The following is a 16,377-nucleotide window of genomic DNA, read 5'->3' on the forward strand; positions in this document are numbered from 1 at the left end:
CAGCTGGCGCTCGCGCCCCGTTGAGCCCCGAAATAGGGATGCGCCGTGCAGCCGCATAGTATGGGCACTCATGTACTAAGGGGGAGTTATGTCGCACGTCGACTTTTTTGGTGAGGGCAGCATCGCCCCCGGTGCTCAGGGACGGGCGGAGCCGATACAGCAGCGCAGCGCCGCTCGGCTGTCCGGACTGCTCGACGCGGCGGCATCCGTTGTGGACGAGGTCGGTTTTGATCGGATCACAACGGCCATGATTGCCGAACGCGCCGGCGCATCAATCGGCACGGTCTACCGCTACTATCCCGACCGGGTTGCGGTGCTCAACGCTCTGCACGAGCGCGCGGTGCTGCGCCTGCGCGAACGCGTGCTCAAGGAGTACAGCGCGAACAAGCCGGAGACGTGGTGGGACGCCGTTGACGGCGCGATCACCGCTTTCGTGGGCCTGTATCGCTCAGAACCGGGCTTTCGCATTCTCAATTTCACCGATCGTGAGGGTCCGGGGATCGGGGAAGAATCCGAACTCGAGTCCGTGTCGTTCGCCCGCGAGCTGGCCACGGTTTTCGCTGAGGAATTCGCTGTGCCGCGGGAACCCGAGTTCACTTTTCGGCTTGAAGTGGCCCTGGAACTGGCCGATGCATTGCTGTCCCGTGCCTTTCAGGTTGACCAGCTCGGCGACGAGCGTTTCATCGCGGAATGCCGACGCGTGCTGTACGCATATCTCTCCAGCTTCTACGGGCCAAACGAACAGCTGAACTTCGACGCGGCCAGCTAGCTTGCTCCGTGCGGTGAGACAGGGGCAACGCCGGTAGCATGTGGTGGAATCGATGGACTCTCCGGCTCAATACAATGGTGGGGTTGAGAATCTGGTTTCTGTCGATCCGATCCCTGTAAGGAATGAGCCAGCTGCATGATCGAATTTCGTTCGGTAACCAAACAGTTTCCCGATGGCACGGTAGCGGTTGACGACTTCAGCCTGGTTATCCCCTCCCACAAGACCACGGTGCTCGTGGGTTCCTCGGGTTCGGGCAAGACCACGTTACTGCGCATGATCAACCGGATGGTTGACCCCACGAGTGGGTCGGTCGAAATCGACGGCGACAATATTGCGACACTCGCGCCGGTGAAACTGCGCCGCAGCATCGGCTACGTCATGCAGAACTCCGGACTGCTTCCGCACCGCAAGGTGGTCGACAACGTGGCGACTGTACCGCTGCTGCGCGGCGTGCCTCGCCGTCAGGCTCGCGCAGACGCGCTTGAGCTGCTCGACACAGTCGGGCTCGATCGATCGCTGGCCGACCGATACCCCAGTCAGCTGTCCGGTGGCCAGCAGCAGCGCGTTGGCGTGGCGCGCGGCCTGGCCGTCAATCCCAACATCCTGCTCATGGACGAGCCCTTCGGGGCGGTCGACCCCATCGTGCGCGCCGAACTGCAACAGGAACTGCTGCGCCTGCAGCACGAACTCGGAAAGACCGTCGTGTTCGTCACCCACGACATAGACGAGGCCTTCCTGCTCGGCGACCAGGTGGTGATTCTCCGCACCGGCGGACTTATTGCTCAGATCGGGTCGCCGGCCGAGATCCTGGCCAACCCGGCCGACGACTTCGTGGCGAGTTTCGTGGGAGCGGACCGCGGAAAGCGAGTCCTGCACCTGGAATCCCACACGAACGGCGACGTGCTCGTGGATGCCGATGGACGACTGGCCGGCGTACTGGCGCGTGGATCGCACCCGAACGCCGTCCCTGACGAAAAGGCCGGCCCGTACGCGGGACCGGGTGCCCCGGCGCAGGGTGGGGATCCAAGGTGACCTGGATCTGGTCGAACCTCGACCTCATCTGGGATCGCACCCTCGATCACCTGGTGCTCAGCGTGCCCCCGATCATCCTGAGCTTCCTCATTGCGCTGCCCATCGGGTGGAGCGCGCACCAGTACCGTCTCAGCCGCGGTCTCATCCTGACCACCGTGGGGCTGCTCTATGCGATCCCGTCACTGCCCCTATTCATCGTGCTGCCGGCGATCGTCGGTACCAACGCGAGGTCCCCGCTCAACCTGGTCATCGCGCTCACCATTTACGGCGTTGCACTGATGGTGCGCGTTGTTTCGGATGGCCTGGCCTCGGTTGACGCGGATGTCCGCCAATCGGCCACCGCCGTCGGATTCTCCGGCTGGTCCCTGTTCTGGCACGTGCAACTTCCGCTGGCCGGGCCCGTGCTGCTCGCCGGCCTCCGGGTCGTGGCGGTGAGCACGGTGAGCCTGGCGACGGTGGGCGCGGTAATCGGGGTGGCAAGCCTCGGCAGCTTGTTCACGGACGGTTTCCAACGTGGCATCCAGGCCGAGATCGTTGCCGGCATCATCTGCACCGTCCTGCTGGCCCTCGCCTTCGACTGGGGGCTGGTCGGGCTCGGCCGCTTCCTCATGCCGTGGTCGCGCGCAACCCGCCCGCCCGTGGCCCGCTTGGAGGCCGTGAAATGACCGTCTTCCTCGACGCCTTGAATTGGATCCTCGACCCGGAAAACTATCTCGGTGCGGGCGCGATCCCCACCCGCCTGCTGGAGCATCTGGTCTTCACGTTCGTGACGCTGCTGATCGCATCCGCGATCGCCGTACCGCTGGGGTTCCTCATCGGCCACACCGGACGCGGCAGGGGGCTGGCCGTCGCGGTCTCTGGCGGGCTGAGGGCACTGCCGACCCTCGGCCTGCTCACGCTGGTGGCGCTATGGGTCGGCATCGGGCTGGAGGCACCGTACGTGGCACTCACCGTCCTGGCGATCCCGCCGGTGCTGGCCGGCGCGTATACCGGGTTCGAGGCGATCGACCGCGCCACGATCGACGCCGCACGGGCTGTCGGCATGTCTGAGGGGCAGATTGTGCGCAAGGTCGAGATTCCCCTCGGCCTTCCGTTGCTCATGGGCGGGCTTCGGTCGGCGGCACTGCAGGTCGTCGCCACGGCCACGCTGGCGGCGTACGTGGCCGACATCGGCCTTGGCCGGTACCTCTTCACCGGTCTGAAAACCCGAGACTACGCCGAAATGCTGGGCGGCTCGATCCTGGTCATTCTGCTCGCCTTGGCTCTCGAGGGAATTTTTTCAGTGATCCAGCGGGTTGTCGTTCCACAGGGCGTCGCAGTTGGGCGTCCCACAGAAGTCCGGGCCAGGTCATCCAGGCCGCGCCCGGGGATGGAATCCACCATCGCGGAAGGAAGCAAGTAATGTTCACAGCAAAAAGAGGCCGGCTCGCGCTGATCGGCGCGGTCGCGGTTGGGGCCCTCGTAGCCCTTGCAGGGTGTGCGTCCGGTGACCCCCTGGGCAGTGGAAGTAGCGACACGAACGCTGCAGACACCCTGGTTGTCGGTTCGCAGGACTACTACTCGAACGAAATCATCGCCGAGATCTACGCGCAGGCGCTCGAGGCAAACGAGATCACGGTTCAGCGCGACTTCCGAATCGGCCAGCGCGAGGTCTATCTGCCCGACATCGAGGCCGGCAAGATCGATGTGTTCCCCGAGTACACGGGAAGCCTCCTCCAGGCCTTCGACAAGAAGGCGGCCGGCGGCACGGGCGACGAGATCTACGCCCAGCTCCAGGAGGTCCTGCCAAACGGGCTCCGCGTGCTGGACAAGGCGGGTGCGTCCGACCAGAACTCCTGGACCGTGACGCAGGCGTTCGCTGACAAGTACAACCTCACCGACCTCGCGTCGCTGAAGAATGTGACCGAGCCGATCTTCGTCGGCGGAAACGCGGAGCTTGAGACCCGTCCGTTCGGGCTGAATGCGCTCAAGGCGAAGTACGGCATCGAGACCGCCGGATTCCAGCCGATCGAGGATGGCGGCGGCCCGCTGACGGTGAAGGCCCTCGTCGACGATGACATCCAGCTCACCAACATCTACACGGCCAGCCCGAACATCAAGACGGACAAGCTCGTTGCCCTCGAGGACCCCGACGGGCTCTTCTTCGCGGACAACGTCGTGCCGGTGATTTCGGAGAAGGTCACCGACAAGGCCGCGTCGGTACTGAACAAGGTCAGCGCTGCCCTGAGCGCCGATGACCTGGTGAGCCTCAACTCGGAGAGCGTCAACGACCAGAAATCTGCCGAGGACATCGCGTCGGCCTGGCTCGAAAAGGCAAACCTCTTTTAGCAACAACGTTCCACCATCAAACCCCCACACGCGAATATTTATTCGTCGTGTGGGGGTTTGTGCGTTTAGGACTGCAAGAGGACGATGGCCGGAGCGAGCGCGAGCGTGATCGCGGTCGTGAGGGCGCCCGCGGTCGCGAGGCGGGAGAGCGGGGCGGTTCTCGTCATGAGTCGGTGCACACGCGGGGCGACAAGCGCCTGCTCGCGTGACGTGAACACCGGTTCACCCGTTGTGGAACTCGACACAGGCGCGGGGGCCTCTGGCTGCTGGCCCAGGCCCACGAGTGCGATGGCCGTGGCGAGCGTTCGGTCGTCGACGACCCGCCGGGCCCGATCGTCGGCCAGCATCTCCACGAGCAGTGCCACCGCATTCTCGGCACGATTGGCGATGGGAAACCACGGCAGGGCACTGTGCCACGACTTGAAGGCGAGTTGTACGAGGTGATGCTGCTGCCGCAGGTGTGCCTGCTCGTGCTCGATCACGCCACGGAGCTGGTCCGCGTTGAGCAGCCGCAGGAGGCCGTTCGAGAGTACGGTGGCGGAACGAGCTGCTCCGGGGAGGCAATATGCCACCGGTGCCTCGTAATCGATCACACGCATTCCCGGCCGGTTGGGGAGCGGGTCGCTCAGAAGAGCGATCAGGTGATGATGCCGGCGACGCTGGTGCTCGGCACGAAGGAACGTCGCGGCGAGATTGAGAAGGAGATGGGTGCCCAGCAGAAGCGCACCGCACAGCGCGAGAACATGAACGAAGTCCACACCAGAGCTGAGCGTGCCCCCTCGTAGCGAGCCCCAGAGCGCGACCAGTCCGTCGGCGAGGTTGGCTCCGAAGGGGCTGAGACCGTAGCTGAGCAGCGAACCGATCATCGATACGCCGCCCGCGAGGGCGATGCCCTGCCAGAGAGCGAGGGCGACGCCGGGGGAGCGGCCCGGCCAACGGGCATGGGCCAGGAGAACGGGGACCGGCCACGCGAGGGCGAGGGCGAGGGCGCCGAGAATTAGCGCGGAAACGAGCACGGGGGCGGGGGCATCCGGTGTTGCGGCAGCACATTTGCGGGGGTCGGTGCCTCGTGGCCGATCAGCACCTCGTGGAGGATCACGGGCTTGGTGTGGTGACGGTGCCCAGAAGCTCCCGGAGGGTGGCGGCTTCTTCCTGCGTCACATTGCCGATGAACCGTGCGAGGGCCTCGGTGCGGTCAGGTACGGAGCCGAGTACCTGGTGCATGAGCTGGGCCGTGTGTTCGGCCCGGGTCGTCACGCACGTGTACAGGTGGGGGCGGATGCTTCGATCGCGGGTCACGAAGCCCTTGGTCTCCAACCGGGACAGAATGGTCAGAACCGTGGTCGCGGCGAGTGGTTTGGAGCTGGTGGCCGAGCGGGTCGGATCTACGAGGCGATCCCGCAACTCGGTGGCGGCGAGCGGCTGTTCGGTGTCCCAGAGAACGTCCATGATCAATCTCTCGAGTACACCCAGGCTTCCCATGATTCAACTCTACGCGGTCCGGCGGTATTTTCTACGTCTTGTAGACGAGTAGTCTTCTACGCGTCGTAGAAACAGTGCTGGAGGGCATATGAATGAGTGGTTGGACCCCCTGCTCCTCTCGCGGTGGCAATTTGGTCTGACGACCGTTTACCACTTCCTGTTTGTGCCGCTCACCATCGGCATGGCACTGACAGTGGCGATCTTCCAGACCGCGTGGGTTCGCACCGACAAGGCCAAATACCTGCAGCTGACGCACTTCTTCGGCAAGATCTTCCTGATCAACTTCGCCATGGGCGTCGTCACCGGCATCGTGCAGGAGTTCCAGTTCGGCATGAACTGGTCCGACTACTCCCGCTTCGTGGGCGACGTCTTCGGTGCCCCGCTCGCTTTTGAGGGCATCCTCGCTTTCTTCCTCGAGGCCACGTTCATCGGCCTGTGGATCTTCGGCTGGGACAAACTGCCGAAAAAGCTGCACCTCGCCACCATCTGGATGACCGTTATCGGCAGCATCACCTCGGCGTACTTCATCCTTGCGGCGAACGCGTTCATGCAGAACCCGATCGCGTACACGATCAACGCGGAGAAGGGGCGGGCCGAGCTGACCAGCATCGGCGAACTGCTCACCAATCCGATCGCGCTCGCCGCGTTCCCGCACACGATCTTTGCGTGTTTCATGGTGTCGGCGGGCCTGATCATCTCGGTGGCCGCCTGGCACCTGGCACGCAACCAGCATTTCGAGACCATGCGTCCCGCACTCAAATTCGGCATGTGGATGATGATCATCGCCGGCATGGGCACGACACTCGCCGGCGATCAGCTCAGCCTGGTGATGGGCGAGGTGCAGCCGATGAAGATGGCCGCCGCCGAGGCGCTGTACCACACGGCCACGGGAGCCAACGCGTCATTCTCGCTGTTCACCCTCGGCACCCCCGACGGAGTGCACGAACTCTTCTCGATTCGCATTCCCTACCTGCTCTCCTTCCTTTCGACCCACACCTTCGACGGCACGGTAGAAGGCATCAACAACCTTCAGGCGCAGTACATTGCCACCTACGGACCGGGGGACTACACCCCCACAATCTGGATCACCTATTGGGCGTTCCGCTGGATGATCGCCCTCGGGCTCCTGCACATGCTCGTCGCCGTTGTGGGACTTTTCCTCACCCGCAAAGGACGGATGCCGACTCAGAAGTGGGTCTGGAAGCTCGCCATCTGGAGCTTCCCGGCTTCGCTGCTCGCCATGACGGTCGGCTGGGTCTTCACCGAGATGGGCCGACAGCCGTGGCTCGTCTTCGGGCTGCTGAAGACGCAGGACGGCGTCTCGCCCGGCGTCACGGGCGTGGAGATCTTGATTTCACTGATCGCCTTCACGGTGCTCTACGGAATCCTCGCCGTTGTTGAATTCAGGCTCATCCTCAGGGCCGTTCAGAGGGGTCCCGACGACGCGCCGGAACTCGATGAAGAGTCCGGTGACGTCAAGCACGCGGTCACGGTCTACTAGGCGAACGGGTAACACGAACACATCATGGATCTCAATATTCTCTGGTTCTGGATCATCGCTTTCATGTTCATCGGGTACTTCGTACTCGACGGCTTTGACTTCGGGGTTGGCATGTCCCTGCCTTTCCTGGGCAAGGATGACACCGACCGACGGGTGCTGATCAACACGATCGGACCGGTCTGGGACCTCAACGAAACCTGGGTCATCGTGGCAGGGGCATCGCTCTTTGCCGCCTTCCCCGAGTGGTATGCCACCATGTTCAGCGGTTTCTACCTTCCCCTCCTGCTGATTCTGCTGGCCCTCATTGTGCGCGGCGTGTCATTCGAATACCGGCATCAACGCCCCGAGTCCGAGTGGAAGAAATGGTTCGACGCAATGATCATCGTCGGCTCCGCCGTTCCCGCGCTGCTCTGGGGTGTGGCATTCGCCAATGTCGTGCGCGGCGTGCCCCTCGACGCTGACTTCAACTACACGGGCACATTCTTCGATCTACTCAATCCCTACGCACTTCTCGGCGGCCTGACGACGCTCCTGTTGTTCTTCACCCACGGCGTCATTTTTGTGACGCTTAAAACCGAGGGGGACATCCGCGTGCGGGCTCGAAAGCTTGCCTTTCGGGCCGGGGCGGCCACGATCATCGTCGCCGCGGCATTCCTGTTGTGGACCACGTTCGGCTTCGGCACGCTGGCCTCCGGTGTGCTCGCGGCCGGAGCTGCGCTGACCCTGATCGTCTCCTTTGTCGCGAACCTGCGCGGCGCGGAGCGGTGGGCCTTCGCCCTGATGGCCGTCACGATCGGCCTCGCGGTGCTCACGCTCTTCGCCTCACTGTTTCCGTTTGTGATGCCGGCGAGCAACGACCCGGCGAATGGCCTCACCATCGCGAACGCCTCATCGTCGCCGTACACCCTTCAAGTGATGAGCTGGACCGCGCTTATCGGGATGCCCGTGATCCTCGGGTACCAGGCCTTCAGCTACTGGGTCTTTCGCAAGCGGATCGGGCGCTCTCACATCGAGGCCGCCGTACACTAAACGCTCGTGAGACCACTGGATCCTCGGCTGCTGCGCTACGCCACGGCGGCGCGCTGGTTTCTCGTTGTCGGTGCGATGCTGGGCCTGGCCCAGACCCTTGTTGTGGTGGCCTTTGCATGGCTCCTGACCCGAACGATCACGCTGGCAATCGCTGGCAGCCGGCTCGACGAGCTCGTGAGCACGATCGCCGCCCTCGCCGCGGTCGTCGTGGCGCGCGCCGGGTTGATCTGGCTCCTGGACCTCGCGGCCAGCCGGGGTGCTGCCCACGTCAAGAGTCAGTTGCGAGCCGCCGTGCTCGACCGGCTCGCCGAGCACGGCCCCGACTGGGTGGGTGATCGCGCGGGGGCCGGACTCGCGACGACGGTCACGACGGGGCTGGACGCGCTCGATAACTATTTTTCCCGATATCTGCCGCAGCTGCTGTTGACCGTGATTGCCACTCCCGTTCTCGTTCTCGTCATGCTCCTGAACGACTTTGCGAGCGGACTCACCGTTGTGATCGTGTTGCCGCTCATCCCGGTCTTCATGGTGCTGATCGGCAAGGCGACCCAGGGGGTGCAGAAGCAGCAATGGACGGCCTTGCAACGCCTCAGCATCGGCTTCCTCGACGTGGTCGGGGGCCTCGGGACCCTCAAGATCTTCGGCCGAGAGGGACGCCAGTTCACGCGCATCCGTACGATAACCGAGGACTATCGAACGCGCACGATGAAGGTTCTGCGGGTGTCGTTCCTCAGCGGCTTCGTTCTCGAGCTGGCGGCCAGCCTGTCCGTCGCCCTGATCGCCGTGTCGGTCGGTCTGCGCCTCGTCGATGGCTCCCTCGCTCTCTCCGTCGGTCTTTTCGTGCTGCTCCTCGCGCCGGAGGCCTTCCTTCCCGTGCAGAGGGTGGGCGCCCAGTTCCATGCGGCAGCCGAGGGGCTTGCTGCGGCCGAAGACATCTTCGCCATTCTCGACGACCACCCAAGGCGGGCCATGCTGCCTGACGAGGCGGATGCTGACGGGGCGGCCAGGCCACCGGCCGACGCCCTGCGCCTCAACGCGGTCACCGTCCGTCGGGACAGCACTGTGGTGATCGATCGGATGCACGCAGAGTTCAGCGCCGGGGATATCACCGTGGTCCGCGGTCCCAGCGGTGCGGGAAAATCTACCCTGGTGGCCGCCCTTCTCGGATTCGTTCCCTTGGACGGCAGTATGACGTTGGGCGGCCGGGCGATAGCGCCGGCGGCCGACCGCTCCTGGCTCGCGTGGTGCGGGCAACGGCCGGGGCTGCTGCGCGGCACGGTTCACGACAACGTGACACTGGGCGACGCACGAGTGCACGCCGGGCTGGTCGCGCAGTCCCTGGCGTGGGCCGGGGCGGCCGAAATAGATCCCGACACTGTTCTCGGCGCCAACGGGGACGGGCTCTCGGGCGGCCAGGCCCATCGCGTTGCCGCTGCAAGGGCCATTTACCGGGCTCAGGCAGGCAACTGCCGCGTCGTCGTCTTTGATGAACCGAGTTCGGCCCTCGACGCCGATACGGAGCATGACCTCGTGCAGGGACTGCGCAGCCTCGCTGACCAGGGGCGCATCGTTATTGTCGTCAGTCACCGTCGCGCCGTCATCGCGGCGGCCGACCGGGTCGTTCTGCTGGGGGGAGGCGCCCATGTCCAGTCGCGGTAAGGGAACAGACCCGGCTACCCGGGTTGGCGCGGCCACGCGCGCGGTGCTGCGCCTGGCGCAACCGCGAACGCGACGTTTTCTGCCGGGGCTCGCCGCCGGAGTGGTGAGCGCGGTGTTTGCCGTGTCGCTCCTGGCGACCTCGGCCTGGCTGATCACCAGGGCAGCCGAAATGCCTCCCATCCTGTTCCTGTCCATGGCCGTCGTCGGTGTTCGCGCGTTCGCGCTTGGCCGGTCGGTCTTTCGGTACCTCGAACGCGTCGCGAGCCATGATGCTGCCTTCAGCCAGCTCGCCGACCTGCGCCTCGGGATCTTTGCGCGCCTGCTGCCGCTCGCCCCGGCCGGGCTGGCGCAGACGAGGCGCGGAGATCTGCTGAGTCGCCTCGTGCGTGATGTGGATGCCCTGCAGGATTTACCGTTGCGCGTCGTACAGCCGCTGTTGGTGTCCGGAATCACGGCGGCCGTGAGCGTGCTGGGGGTGTGGCTGCTGCTGCCGGCTGCCGGACTCGCGCTTCTCGTGTCGCTCATCCTCGCAGGCCTGCTGGGGACCCTGGCTGCCGGTGCCCTGGCGGCACGGGCCGAACGTGCCCTCGCGCCCCTCCGCGGAGCGTTGGCCGACGAGGTGCTGGAAATCCTCGACAACCTTGACGTGCTCACCGCCTTCGGTGCTCTTGACGCGCGACTGGAATCCTTCGGCAGGGTCGACGACACACTCCGCAGTGCCAGCCTCAGGAGCGCCCTCGGTGCGGGCGTGCAGTCCGCGGTGGTCTCGCTCGGTGCGGGCGCTGCGACTATCGCCGCGCTCGTCTGGGGAATCCCTGCTCTCGGAGGTGAGACGGGACTCACCGGCCCCGCATTCGTCGTGATTGTGCTCGTTCCCCTCGCCGTTTTTGAGGTCTTCGGCATGATTCCGTTGGCGGCTGGCGCCTTGAGACAGGTTCGGTCGAGCGCCCAGCGGGTGGCCAGCGTTGCTCCCCGGAACATACCGGTTGAGATCCCGGTCGAAGCGGTGAGAGCGGGCGACGCCGGCTCCTCGCCATGTCTCGACCCCGCAAAACCTGTTGTTCTTGAGCTCACTGATCTGGGTGCACGCTGGCCTGCCGGCACCGAACCCGCGGTAAGCGGGGTCACGCTTCGCCTGGCACCGGGGGATCGGGTACACCTCGGCGGGGCGAGCGGCGCGGGCAAGACCACCCTCGCGAACGCTCTCGTGCGTTTCCTGGACTACACGGGGTCGTATCGCCTCGGCGGGATCGAGGCGAGGGACCTGCCGCAGGGTGAGGTGCGCCGCGTGGTGGGGCTGTGCGAGCAACGTCCGTGGCTCTTTGACGACAGCATCCGTCAGAATCTGCTGTTTGCACGGGACACCGCGAGCGACGCCGACCTGGAGACGATGCTGGACCGGGTGGGCCTGCTCGGCTGGGCAACGGAGCGCGGCGGTCTCGACGCCCGCGTTGGAGAGCGCGGTGCGCTCGTCTCCGGGGGGCAGGCCCAACGCATCGCCCTCGCACGGGCGCTACTGGCTGACTTTCCCATTCTCATCGTGGATGAACCAACGGCCAACGTCGACGCCGAGCAGGGTGAGCGGCTCATTCGCGATATTCTTACCGCCGCCGCCGCCGAGCATCGCGCCGTGCTGCTCATCTCGCACACGCCCGTACCGGCCGACCTCATCACCGACCGGGTGATGCTGAATTGATGCTCAGCTCATGTGACGCGACTCGCGTCGGTGCAGCCACTTCTTCACGAGCATGACGGCCACGATGAAGGCGATGATGATGCCGACGAAGAAGTAGCCGGCAGTGTGCAGCTGCCCACTGACTTCGCGATACGTGCCGGCAGCGGCGGAACCAACCGAGATGTAGGCGGCTGACCACAGCACGCACGCCGGTACGGTCCAGGCTATGAACGTGCGATAGCGCATGGCGCTCATGCCCACGGTGAGGGGAATGAGCGAGTGGAGAACGGGCAGGAATCGAGAGATGAAGACGGCGACGCCCCCACGTCGGTTCAGGTAATTCTCCGCCCTCACCCAGTTGGCCTCACCGATGCGTCGGCCGAGTCGGCTTCGTCGAATGTACGGCCCGAAGTGGTGGCCGAGTGCAAAGCCGAGGCTCTCGCCGATGACAGCGCCGCAAATGACGGCAATCATCAGGGAAAAGTACTCGACAGGGTTGGCCACGCCAGTGCTCGCGACGATGACGACCGTGTCTCCGGGCACAATCAGGCCCACGAGAAAGGACGTCTCGAGCATCATTGCGAGACCGGCGAGCGCCGTCCGCAGCACGGGATCGACACTCGACACGGTTTCAAGGATCCAGGTGAGCACGTCATTCATCTCTGACACCCTATTCGGATCGCGTCGTCTGTGGCCCCAGTCGGCAGCCTAGGCTTGCAGGGTGAGTGGAAGCGTGCGGCATATTCCCCTGGAGGAATGGTGGGATCCGTCGCGCGTCTTCGAGACCCTGTACGGCACCGACTCCCACGCGTTCTGGCTCGACGCCGGAGCAGACGCCCAAACCGGTCGAAGCTATCTGGGGGCGGCCGGACGGCGATCCCGATACGTCACCGCGTGCGTCGCGGACAACACCGTGAGCGTGTGTACCCCGGCAGGGCCTGGGCAGCTCCCTGAGGTGTCGACGCGAACCATCTTCGATTTTCTTCGCGATGAGCTCCCGGCCCCGGTATCCACCGGACCGGATACCGGGTTTGACGGTGAATTTCAGCTGGGCTGGGTCGGCTGGCTCGGCTACGAACTCGGGGCGCAGACGGTCGGCGGTGCGACTCAGGTGTCGAAGTCCCCGGATGCTGCCCTGCTCGAAATCGATCGGGCAATCGTCTTCGACCACGGAAAACGCACGGTCACCCTCGTCGCGAGGACCTACCCGGACGACCCGCCCGGAACCCTTGACCTGTGGGTGCAGAGTATTGTGAGCGCCCTCCGCCCGGTACCCGCGTGCGCCACTCCGGTCGCCACGGTGGCCCGCCAGACGGCGGCGAGCGCTCGCTGGCGACACCCGCCGGAACGCTATGCGAAGCTGATCGACGAGTGCCTCCTGGCAATTCGAGCCGGTGATGCCTATCAGGTGTGCCTCACGAATGAGATCACGGTGACCGGACGGGTCGATCCGGCGGTGGCGTATCGACGTTTGCGTGAGAGCAGTCCGAGCCACCACGGCGGCCTCCTGCGCTTCGGAGAGACGGCGCTGCTGAGCGCCTCACCCGAACAGTTTCTGCACGTCACGCCCGCGGGCGCCGTACGAACGAAACCGATCAAGGGCACCCGACCCCGTTCCGTCGACGCGGGGCGCGACCGGGACCTTGCGAAGGAACTGCGCTCGAGCGACAAGGAATGCGCCGAGAACCTGATGATCGTCGACCTGATGCGCAATGATCTGGGCCGGGTGGCCGCGCTGGGATCTGTCGCCGTCACGAAACTGCTTGCCGTGGAAAGCTACCCGCATGTGCACCAGCTCGTCAGTACCATTGAGGCCAGGCTTGCCCCCGGTCTCACCGGGATCGATGCGGTCGAGGCGTGTTTCCCCGCCGGCTCCATGACCGGGGCGCCCAAGCGCAGCGCCATGAGCATCATCGACGCTCTGGAGGACGGACCGCGCGGTGTCTACGCCGGCGCGTTCGGGTATTTCGGAGTGGACGGATCAATCGACCTGGCCATCGTCATCCGCAGCATTGTGCTGAGCGCGAATGAAGCGGTGATCGGCACGGGTGGGGGAATCACCGCCCTCTCGAATGCCGAGGAGGAAATTGAGGAAACCCGCGTGAAAGCGGCGGCCCTGCTGGCTGCCCTGGGTGTGCGTGACTGACCGCTGGCGGCGCTCGTCGACGCGCCCGAGTCAGCACGAGGCACGAGCGATGAGTAACCTAGAGGGGTGGACGCCTCGACCGGGCGCGCTCCCGCGAGCCTCGGCTCGCACCCCTCGCAATGAATGAGAGTCCCGTGGCACACGAGCACGACACCGTCCCTTCGCACGACACCGTGCATTCGCACGTCGACAGTGACGAAGAGATGTACGACTTCGCGGCCATCCAGGCGAAATGGCAGCCGATTTGGGAAGACCTCAAGCCGTTCAGCACGAGCGACCCGGAAGACAGCCGCCCGCGCAAGTACGTTCTCGACATGTTCCCGTACCCCTCCGGTGACCTGCACATGGGGCACGCCGAGGTCTACGCCCTGGGCGACATCGTTGCCCGCTATTGGCGCCACCAGGGCTTCAATGTGCTGCACCCCATCGGCTGGGACTCCTTCGGCCTGCCCGCAGAGAACGCGGCCATCAAGCGCGGTATCGACCCTCGCGGGTGGACCTACGACAACATCGCCCAGCAGAAGCGCAGCATGCGTCTGTACGCCACGAGCTTTGACTGGGACCGGGAGCTGCACACCAGTGACCCCGAGTACTACCAGTGGACCCAGTGGCTGTTCCTGCAGCTGCACAAGAAGGGCCTAGCCTACCGCAAGGACAGCTGGGTCAACTGGGACCCGATCGACCAGACCGTACTCGCCAACGAACAGGTGCTCGGCGACGGTACCTCGGAGCGCAGCGGCGCGGTGGTCGTCAAGAAGAAGCTGACCCAGTGGTATTTCAAGATCACCGACTACGCCGACCGCCTGCTCGATGACCTGAACCAGCTCGAGGGGAGCTGGCCGGCCAAGGTGCTCAACATGCAGCGCAACTGGATCGGCCGGTCCATCGGCGCGGACGTCGAATTCGTGATTGAGGGGCGCGAGGAACGCGTGACCGTGTTCACGACCCGACCGGACACCCTGTTCGGCGCGACGTTCATGGTCGTCGCACCCGACTCCGACCTCGCCGCCGACCTCGTGGCCGGCTCCTCACCCGAGGTACAGGCATCCTTCCAGGAGTACCTCGTGCAGGTGCAGCGCAGCACCGAGATGGAGCGCCAGGCCACCGATCGCCCCAAGACCGGTGTCTTCCTCGGCCGTTACGCCGTGAACCCCGTCAACGGCGAACGGCTGCCCATCTGGACCGCCGACTACGTTCTGGCGGACTATGGCACCGGAGCGGTCATGGCCGTCCCGGCCCACGACCAGCGCGACCTGGACTTCGCCCGTGCCTTCGACCTTCCCGTGCGCGTCGTCGTCGACACGAACGCGGCCGTCACCGGAATGATCCCCGTCATCACGCCGGAGATGCTCGATGGAACCGAGGAACTTCCCGAGCTGGATCCGGCCTCGACCGGCATCGCCCTGCCCGGTGAAGGACGACTCATCAATTCCGGGCCGCTCAACGGCATGAGCAAGACCACAGCCATCAAGCGCATCATCGAGCAGCTCGCCGCCGATGGCACGGGTCGCGCGGCCAAGAACTATCGCCTGCGCGACTGGCTCATCTCACGTCAGCGCTACTGGGGCACCCCGATCCCGATCATCCACGGCGCCGACGGAGCCGAGATCCCGGTTCCGGAAGAGCAGCTGCCGGTGCTGTTGCCGGCGTCCGACGGTCTTGACCTCAAGCCCAAGGGAACGTCCCCACTCGGCGGCGCAGCGGACTGGGTCAACGTCGCCAACCCCATCGACGGCACCCCGGCCCTCCGCGACGCCGACACGATGGACACCTTCGTGGACAGCTCGTGGTACTTCCTTCGATTCCTGAACCCTACCGACCCCACCCGCGCCTTCGATCCGAAGGAAGCCGAGAAGTGGGCACCGGTGGACCAGTACGTGGGCGGGGTCGAACACGCGATCCTGCACCTGCTCTACGCCCGTTTCATCACGAAGTTCCTGTTCGACGAGGGATATGTCTCGTTCACCGAACCCTTCACCGCCCTGCTCAACCAGGGCATGGTGATCCTCGACGGTGCCAAGATGTCGAAGAGCCGCGGCAACCTCGTGTACTTCACCGAAGAGGTCGAACGTCACGGCGTCGACGCCGTACGACTGACGATGGCGTTCGCCGGACCGCCGGAGGACGACATCGACTGGTCCGACGTCTCACCCGTCGGATCGTCGAAGTTCCTCGCGCGTGCATGGCGGGTCGCGCGCGACGTGACCAGCGCGCCCGACGTGGAATGGAAGTCGGGAGACGCCGCCCTGCGTCGGGTGACGCATCGCTTCCTCGCCGACGCCCCCGGGCTGGTCGAATCCTTCAAGTTCAACGTTGTCGTCGCTCGCCTGATGGAGCTCGTCAATACGACCCGCAAGGTGATCGACACGGGCCCCGGCCCCGCGGATGCTGCGGTGCGAGAAGCCGCAGAGGTCACGGCGATGGCGCTCAACCTGTTCGCTCCCTACGCGGCGGAGGACATGTGGCAGCACCTCGGCTACGAACCCTGCATTGCCCTCGTGCTGTGGCGCAAGGCAGACCCGACGCTCCTTGTGGAGGAGGCCGTGACCGCCGTCGTGCAGGTGGATGGCAAGATGCGCACCCTGCTCGAGGTCTCGCCGAAGATCTCCGGTGAAGATCTCGAGAAGATGGCGCGGGAGGCGGTTCCCGTGATCCGTTCGATCGGTGAGCGGGAGGTCGTGCGCGTGATCGTGCGGGTGCCCAAGCTCGTCTCCATCGTCACGCGCAGCTAAGCGGTTCTACCGGCCGCCCCTCCC

14 protein-coding genes are annotated in these 16,377 nt (G+C 65.1%); 11 read left to right on the plus strand and 3 right to left on the minus strand.

All coding sequences use genetic code 11. The annotated features are described in order from the left end of the window. Window positions 1–88: 88 nt before the first annotated feature. The 5 genes from EDD25_RS16170 (at window position 89) to EDD25_RS16190 (ending at window position 4,129) form a co-directional block, all read left to right on the plus strand. Window positions 89–769, plus strand: coding sequence for a TetR/AcrR family transcriptional regulator (locus EDD25_RS16170; RefSeq protein ID WP_134174779.1), 681 nt, complete (start codon window positions 89–91; stop codon window positions 767–769). Window positions 770–904: 135 nt separating this feature from the next. Continuing rightward, window positions 905–1,801, plus strand: a complete 897-nt coding sequence (locus tag EDD25_RS16175; protein WP_134174781.1) for an ABC transporter ATP-binding protein — start codon at window positions 905–907, stop codon at window positions 1,799–1,801. After that, window positions 1,798–2,466: an ABC transporter permease gene (locus tag EDD25_RS16180; RefSeq protein ID WP_134174783.1), complete on the plus strand. Its 669-nt coding sequence runs from the start codon at window positions 1,798–1,800 to the stop codon at window positions 2,464–2,466. Before EDD25_RS16175 ends, EDD25_RS16180 begins: the two co-directional genes overlap by 4 nt. Next, the gene (locus EDD25_RS16185; protein ID WP_134174785.1) at window positions 2,463–3,203 is read left to right on the plus strand and encodes an ABC transporter permease; all 741 of its coding nucleotides are present in this window, start codon (window positions 2,463–2,465) and stop codon (window positions 3,201–3,203) included. The genes EDD25_RS16180 and EDD25_RS16185 overlap by 4 nt, the downstream gene beginning before the upstream one ends. Then, window positions 3,203–4,129, plus strand: coding sequence for an ABC transporter substrate-binding protein (locus EDD25_RS16190; protein WP_134174787.1), 927 nt, complete (start codon window positions 3,203–3,205; stop codon window positions 4,127–4,129). Before EDD25_RS16185 ends, EDD25_RS16190 begins: the two co-directional genes overlap by 1 nt. A gap of 65 nt (window positions 4,130–4,194) precedes the next feature. On the opposite strand, the gene EDD25_RS16195 is transcribed toward EDD25_RS16190, so the two are convergent. Together EDD25_RS16195 and EDD25_RS16200 are read right to left on the minus strand one after the other, a co-directional pair. Beyond that, entirely contained in the window at window positions 4,195–5,145 is a 951-nt protein-coding gene (locus EDD25_RS16195) for a M56 family metallopeptidase (RefSeq protein ID WP_134174789.1), read from the minus strand. A 79-nt stretch (window positions 5,146–5,224) separates the two neighbouring features. After that, on the minus strand, window positions 5,225–5,611 hold the full coding sequence (locus EDD25_RS16200; RefSeq protein ID WP_134174791.1) for a BlaI/MecI/CopY family transcriptional regulator: 387 nt from the start codon (window positions 5,609–5,611) through the stop codon (window positions 5,225–5,227). An 88-nt stretch (window positions 5,612–5,699) separates the two neighbouring features. On the opposite strand from EDD25_RS16200, the gene EDD25_RS16205 reads away from it, so the two are divergent. The 4 genes from EDD25_RS16205 to cydC are packed head-to-tail and all read left to right on the plus strand — an operon-like array spanning window position 5,700 to window position 11,496. Further along, window positions 5,700–7,112: a cytochrome ubiquinol oxidase subunit I gene (locus EDD25_RS16205; RefSeq protein WP_134174793.1), complete on the plus strand. Its 1,413-nt coding sequence runs from the start codon at window positions 5,700–5,702 to the stop codon at window positions 7,110–7,112. Window positions 7,113–7,136: 24 nt separating this feature from the next. Then, complete coding sequence (gene cydB, locus EDD25_RS16210; RefSeq protein WP_134174794.1) at window positions 7,137–8,141, plus strand: cytochrome d ubiquinol oxidase subunit II; 1,005 nt, start codon at window positions 7,137–7,139, stop codon at window positions 8,139–8,141. 6 nt (window positions 8,142–8,147) lie between these two features. Then, window positions 8,148–9,800, plus strand: coding sequence for a thiol reductant ABC exporter subunit CydD (gene cydD, locus EDD25_RS16215; RefSeq protein WP_134174796.1), 1,653 nt, complete (start codon window positions 8,148–8,150; stop codon window positions 9,798–9,800). Further along, window positions 9,784–11,496, plus strand: coding sequence for a thiol reductant ABC exporter subunit CydC (cydC, locus tag EDD25_RS16220; protein ID WP_134174798.1), 1,713 nt, complete (start codon window positions 9,784–9,786; stop codon window positions 11,494–11,496). The genes cydD and cydC overlap by 17 nt, the downstream gene beginning before the upstream one ends. Before the next feature lie 3 nt (window positions 11,497–11,499). Here cydC and EDD25_RS16225 read toward each other — a convergent pair whose 3' ends face one another. Further along, window positions 11,500–12,135: a DedA family protein gene (locus EDD25_RS16225; RefSeq protein WP_134174800.1), complete on the minus strand. Its 636-nt coding sequence runs from the start codon at window positions 12,133–12,135 to the stop codon at window positions 11,500–11,502. A gap of 61 nt (window positions 12,136–12,196) precedes the next feature. On the opposite strand from EDD25_RS16225, the gene pabB reads away from it, so the two are divergent. Next, window positions 12,197–13,621, plus strand: coding sequence for an aminodeoxychorismate synthase component I (pabB, locus tag EDD25_RS16230; RefSeq protein WP_134174802.1), 1,425 nt, complete (start codon window positions 12,197–12,199; stop codon window positions 13,619–13,621). A 203-nt stretch (window positions 13,622–13,824) separates the two neighbouring features. Further along, complete coding sequence (gene leuS / locus EDD25_RS16235) at window positions 13,825–16,353, plus strand: leucine--tRNA ligase (protein WP_241986379.1); 2,529 nt, start codon at window positions 13,825–13,827, stop codon at window positions 16,351–16,353. Window positions 16,354–16,377 lie beyond the last annotated feature (24 nt).

Source organism: Cryobacterium psychrophilum (genome assembly GCF_004365915.1).
Classification (GTDB): Bacteria; Actinomycetota; Actinomycetes; order Actinomycetales; family Microbacteriaceae; genus Cryobacterium; species Cryobacterium psychrophilum.

Bases quoted from the DNA above. Each gene is read 5' to 3' on its own strand.
- cydB (WP_134174794.1), top strand. From the start codon at position 7,137: ATGGATCTCAATATTCTCTGGTTCTGGATCATCGCTTTCATGTTCATC.
- EDD25_RS16205 (WP_134174793.1), top strand. From the start codon at position 5,700: ATGAATGAGTGGTTGGACCCCCTGCTCCTCTCGCGGTGGCAATTTGGT.
- EDD25_RS16225 (WP_134174800.1), bottom strand. From the start codon at position 12,135: ATGAATGACGTGCTCACCTGGATCCTTGAAACCGTGTCGAGTGTCGAT.
- EDD25_RS16185 (WP_134174785.1), top strand. From the start codon at position 2,463: ATGACCGTCTTCCTCGACGCCTTGAATTGGATCCTCGACCCGGAAAAC.
- cydC (WP_134174798.1), top strand. From the start codon at position 9,784: ATGTCCAGTCGCGGTAAGGGAACAGACCCGGCTACCCGGGTTGGCGCG.
- EDD25_RS16190 (WP_134174787.1), top strand. From the start codon at position 3,203: ATGTTCACAGCAAAAAGAGGCCGGCTCGCGCTGATCGGCGCGGTCGCG.
- leuS (WP_241986379.1), top strand. From the start codon at position 13,825: ATGTACGACTTCGCGGCCATCCAGGCGAAATGGCAGCCGATTTGGGAA.
- EDD25_RS16170 (WP_134174779.1), top strand. From the start codon at position 89: ATGTCGCACGTCGACTTTTTTGGTGAGGGCAGCATCGCCCCCGGTGCT.
- EDD25_RS16175 (WP_134174781.1), top strand. From the start codon at position 905: ATGATCGAATTTCGTTCGGTAACCAAACAGTTTCCCGATGGCACGGTA.
- EDD25_RS16200 (WP_134174791.1), bottom strand. From the start codon at position 5,611: ATGGGAAGCCTGGGTGTACTCGAGAGATTGATCATGGACGTTCTCTGG.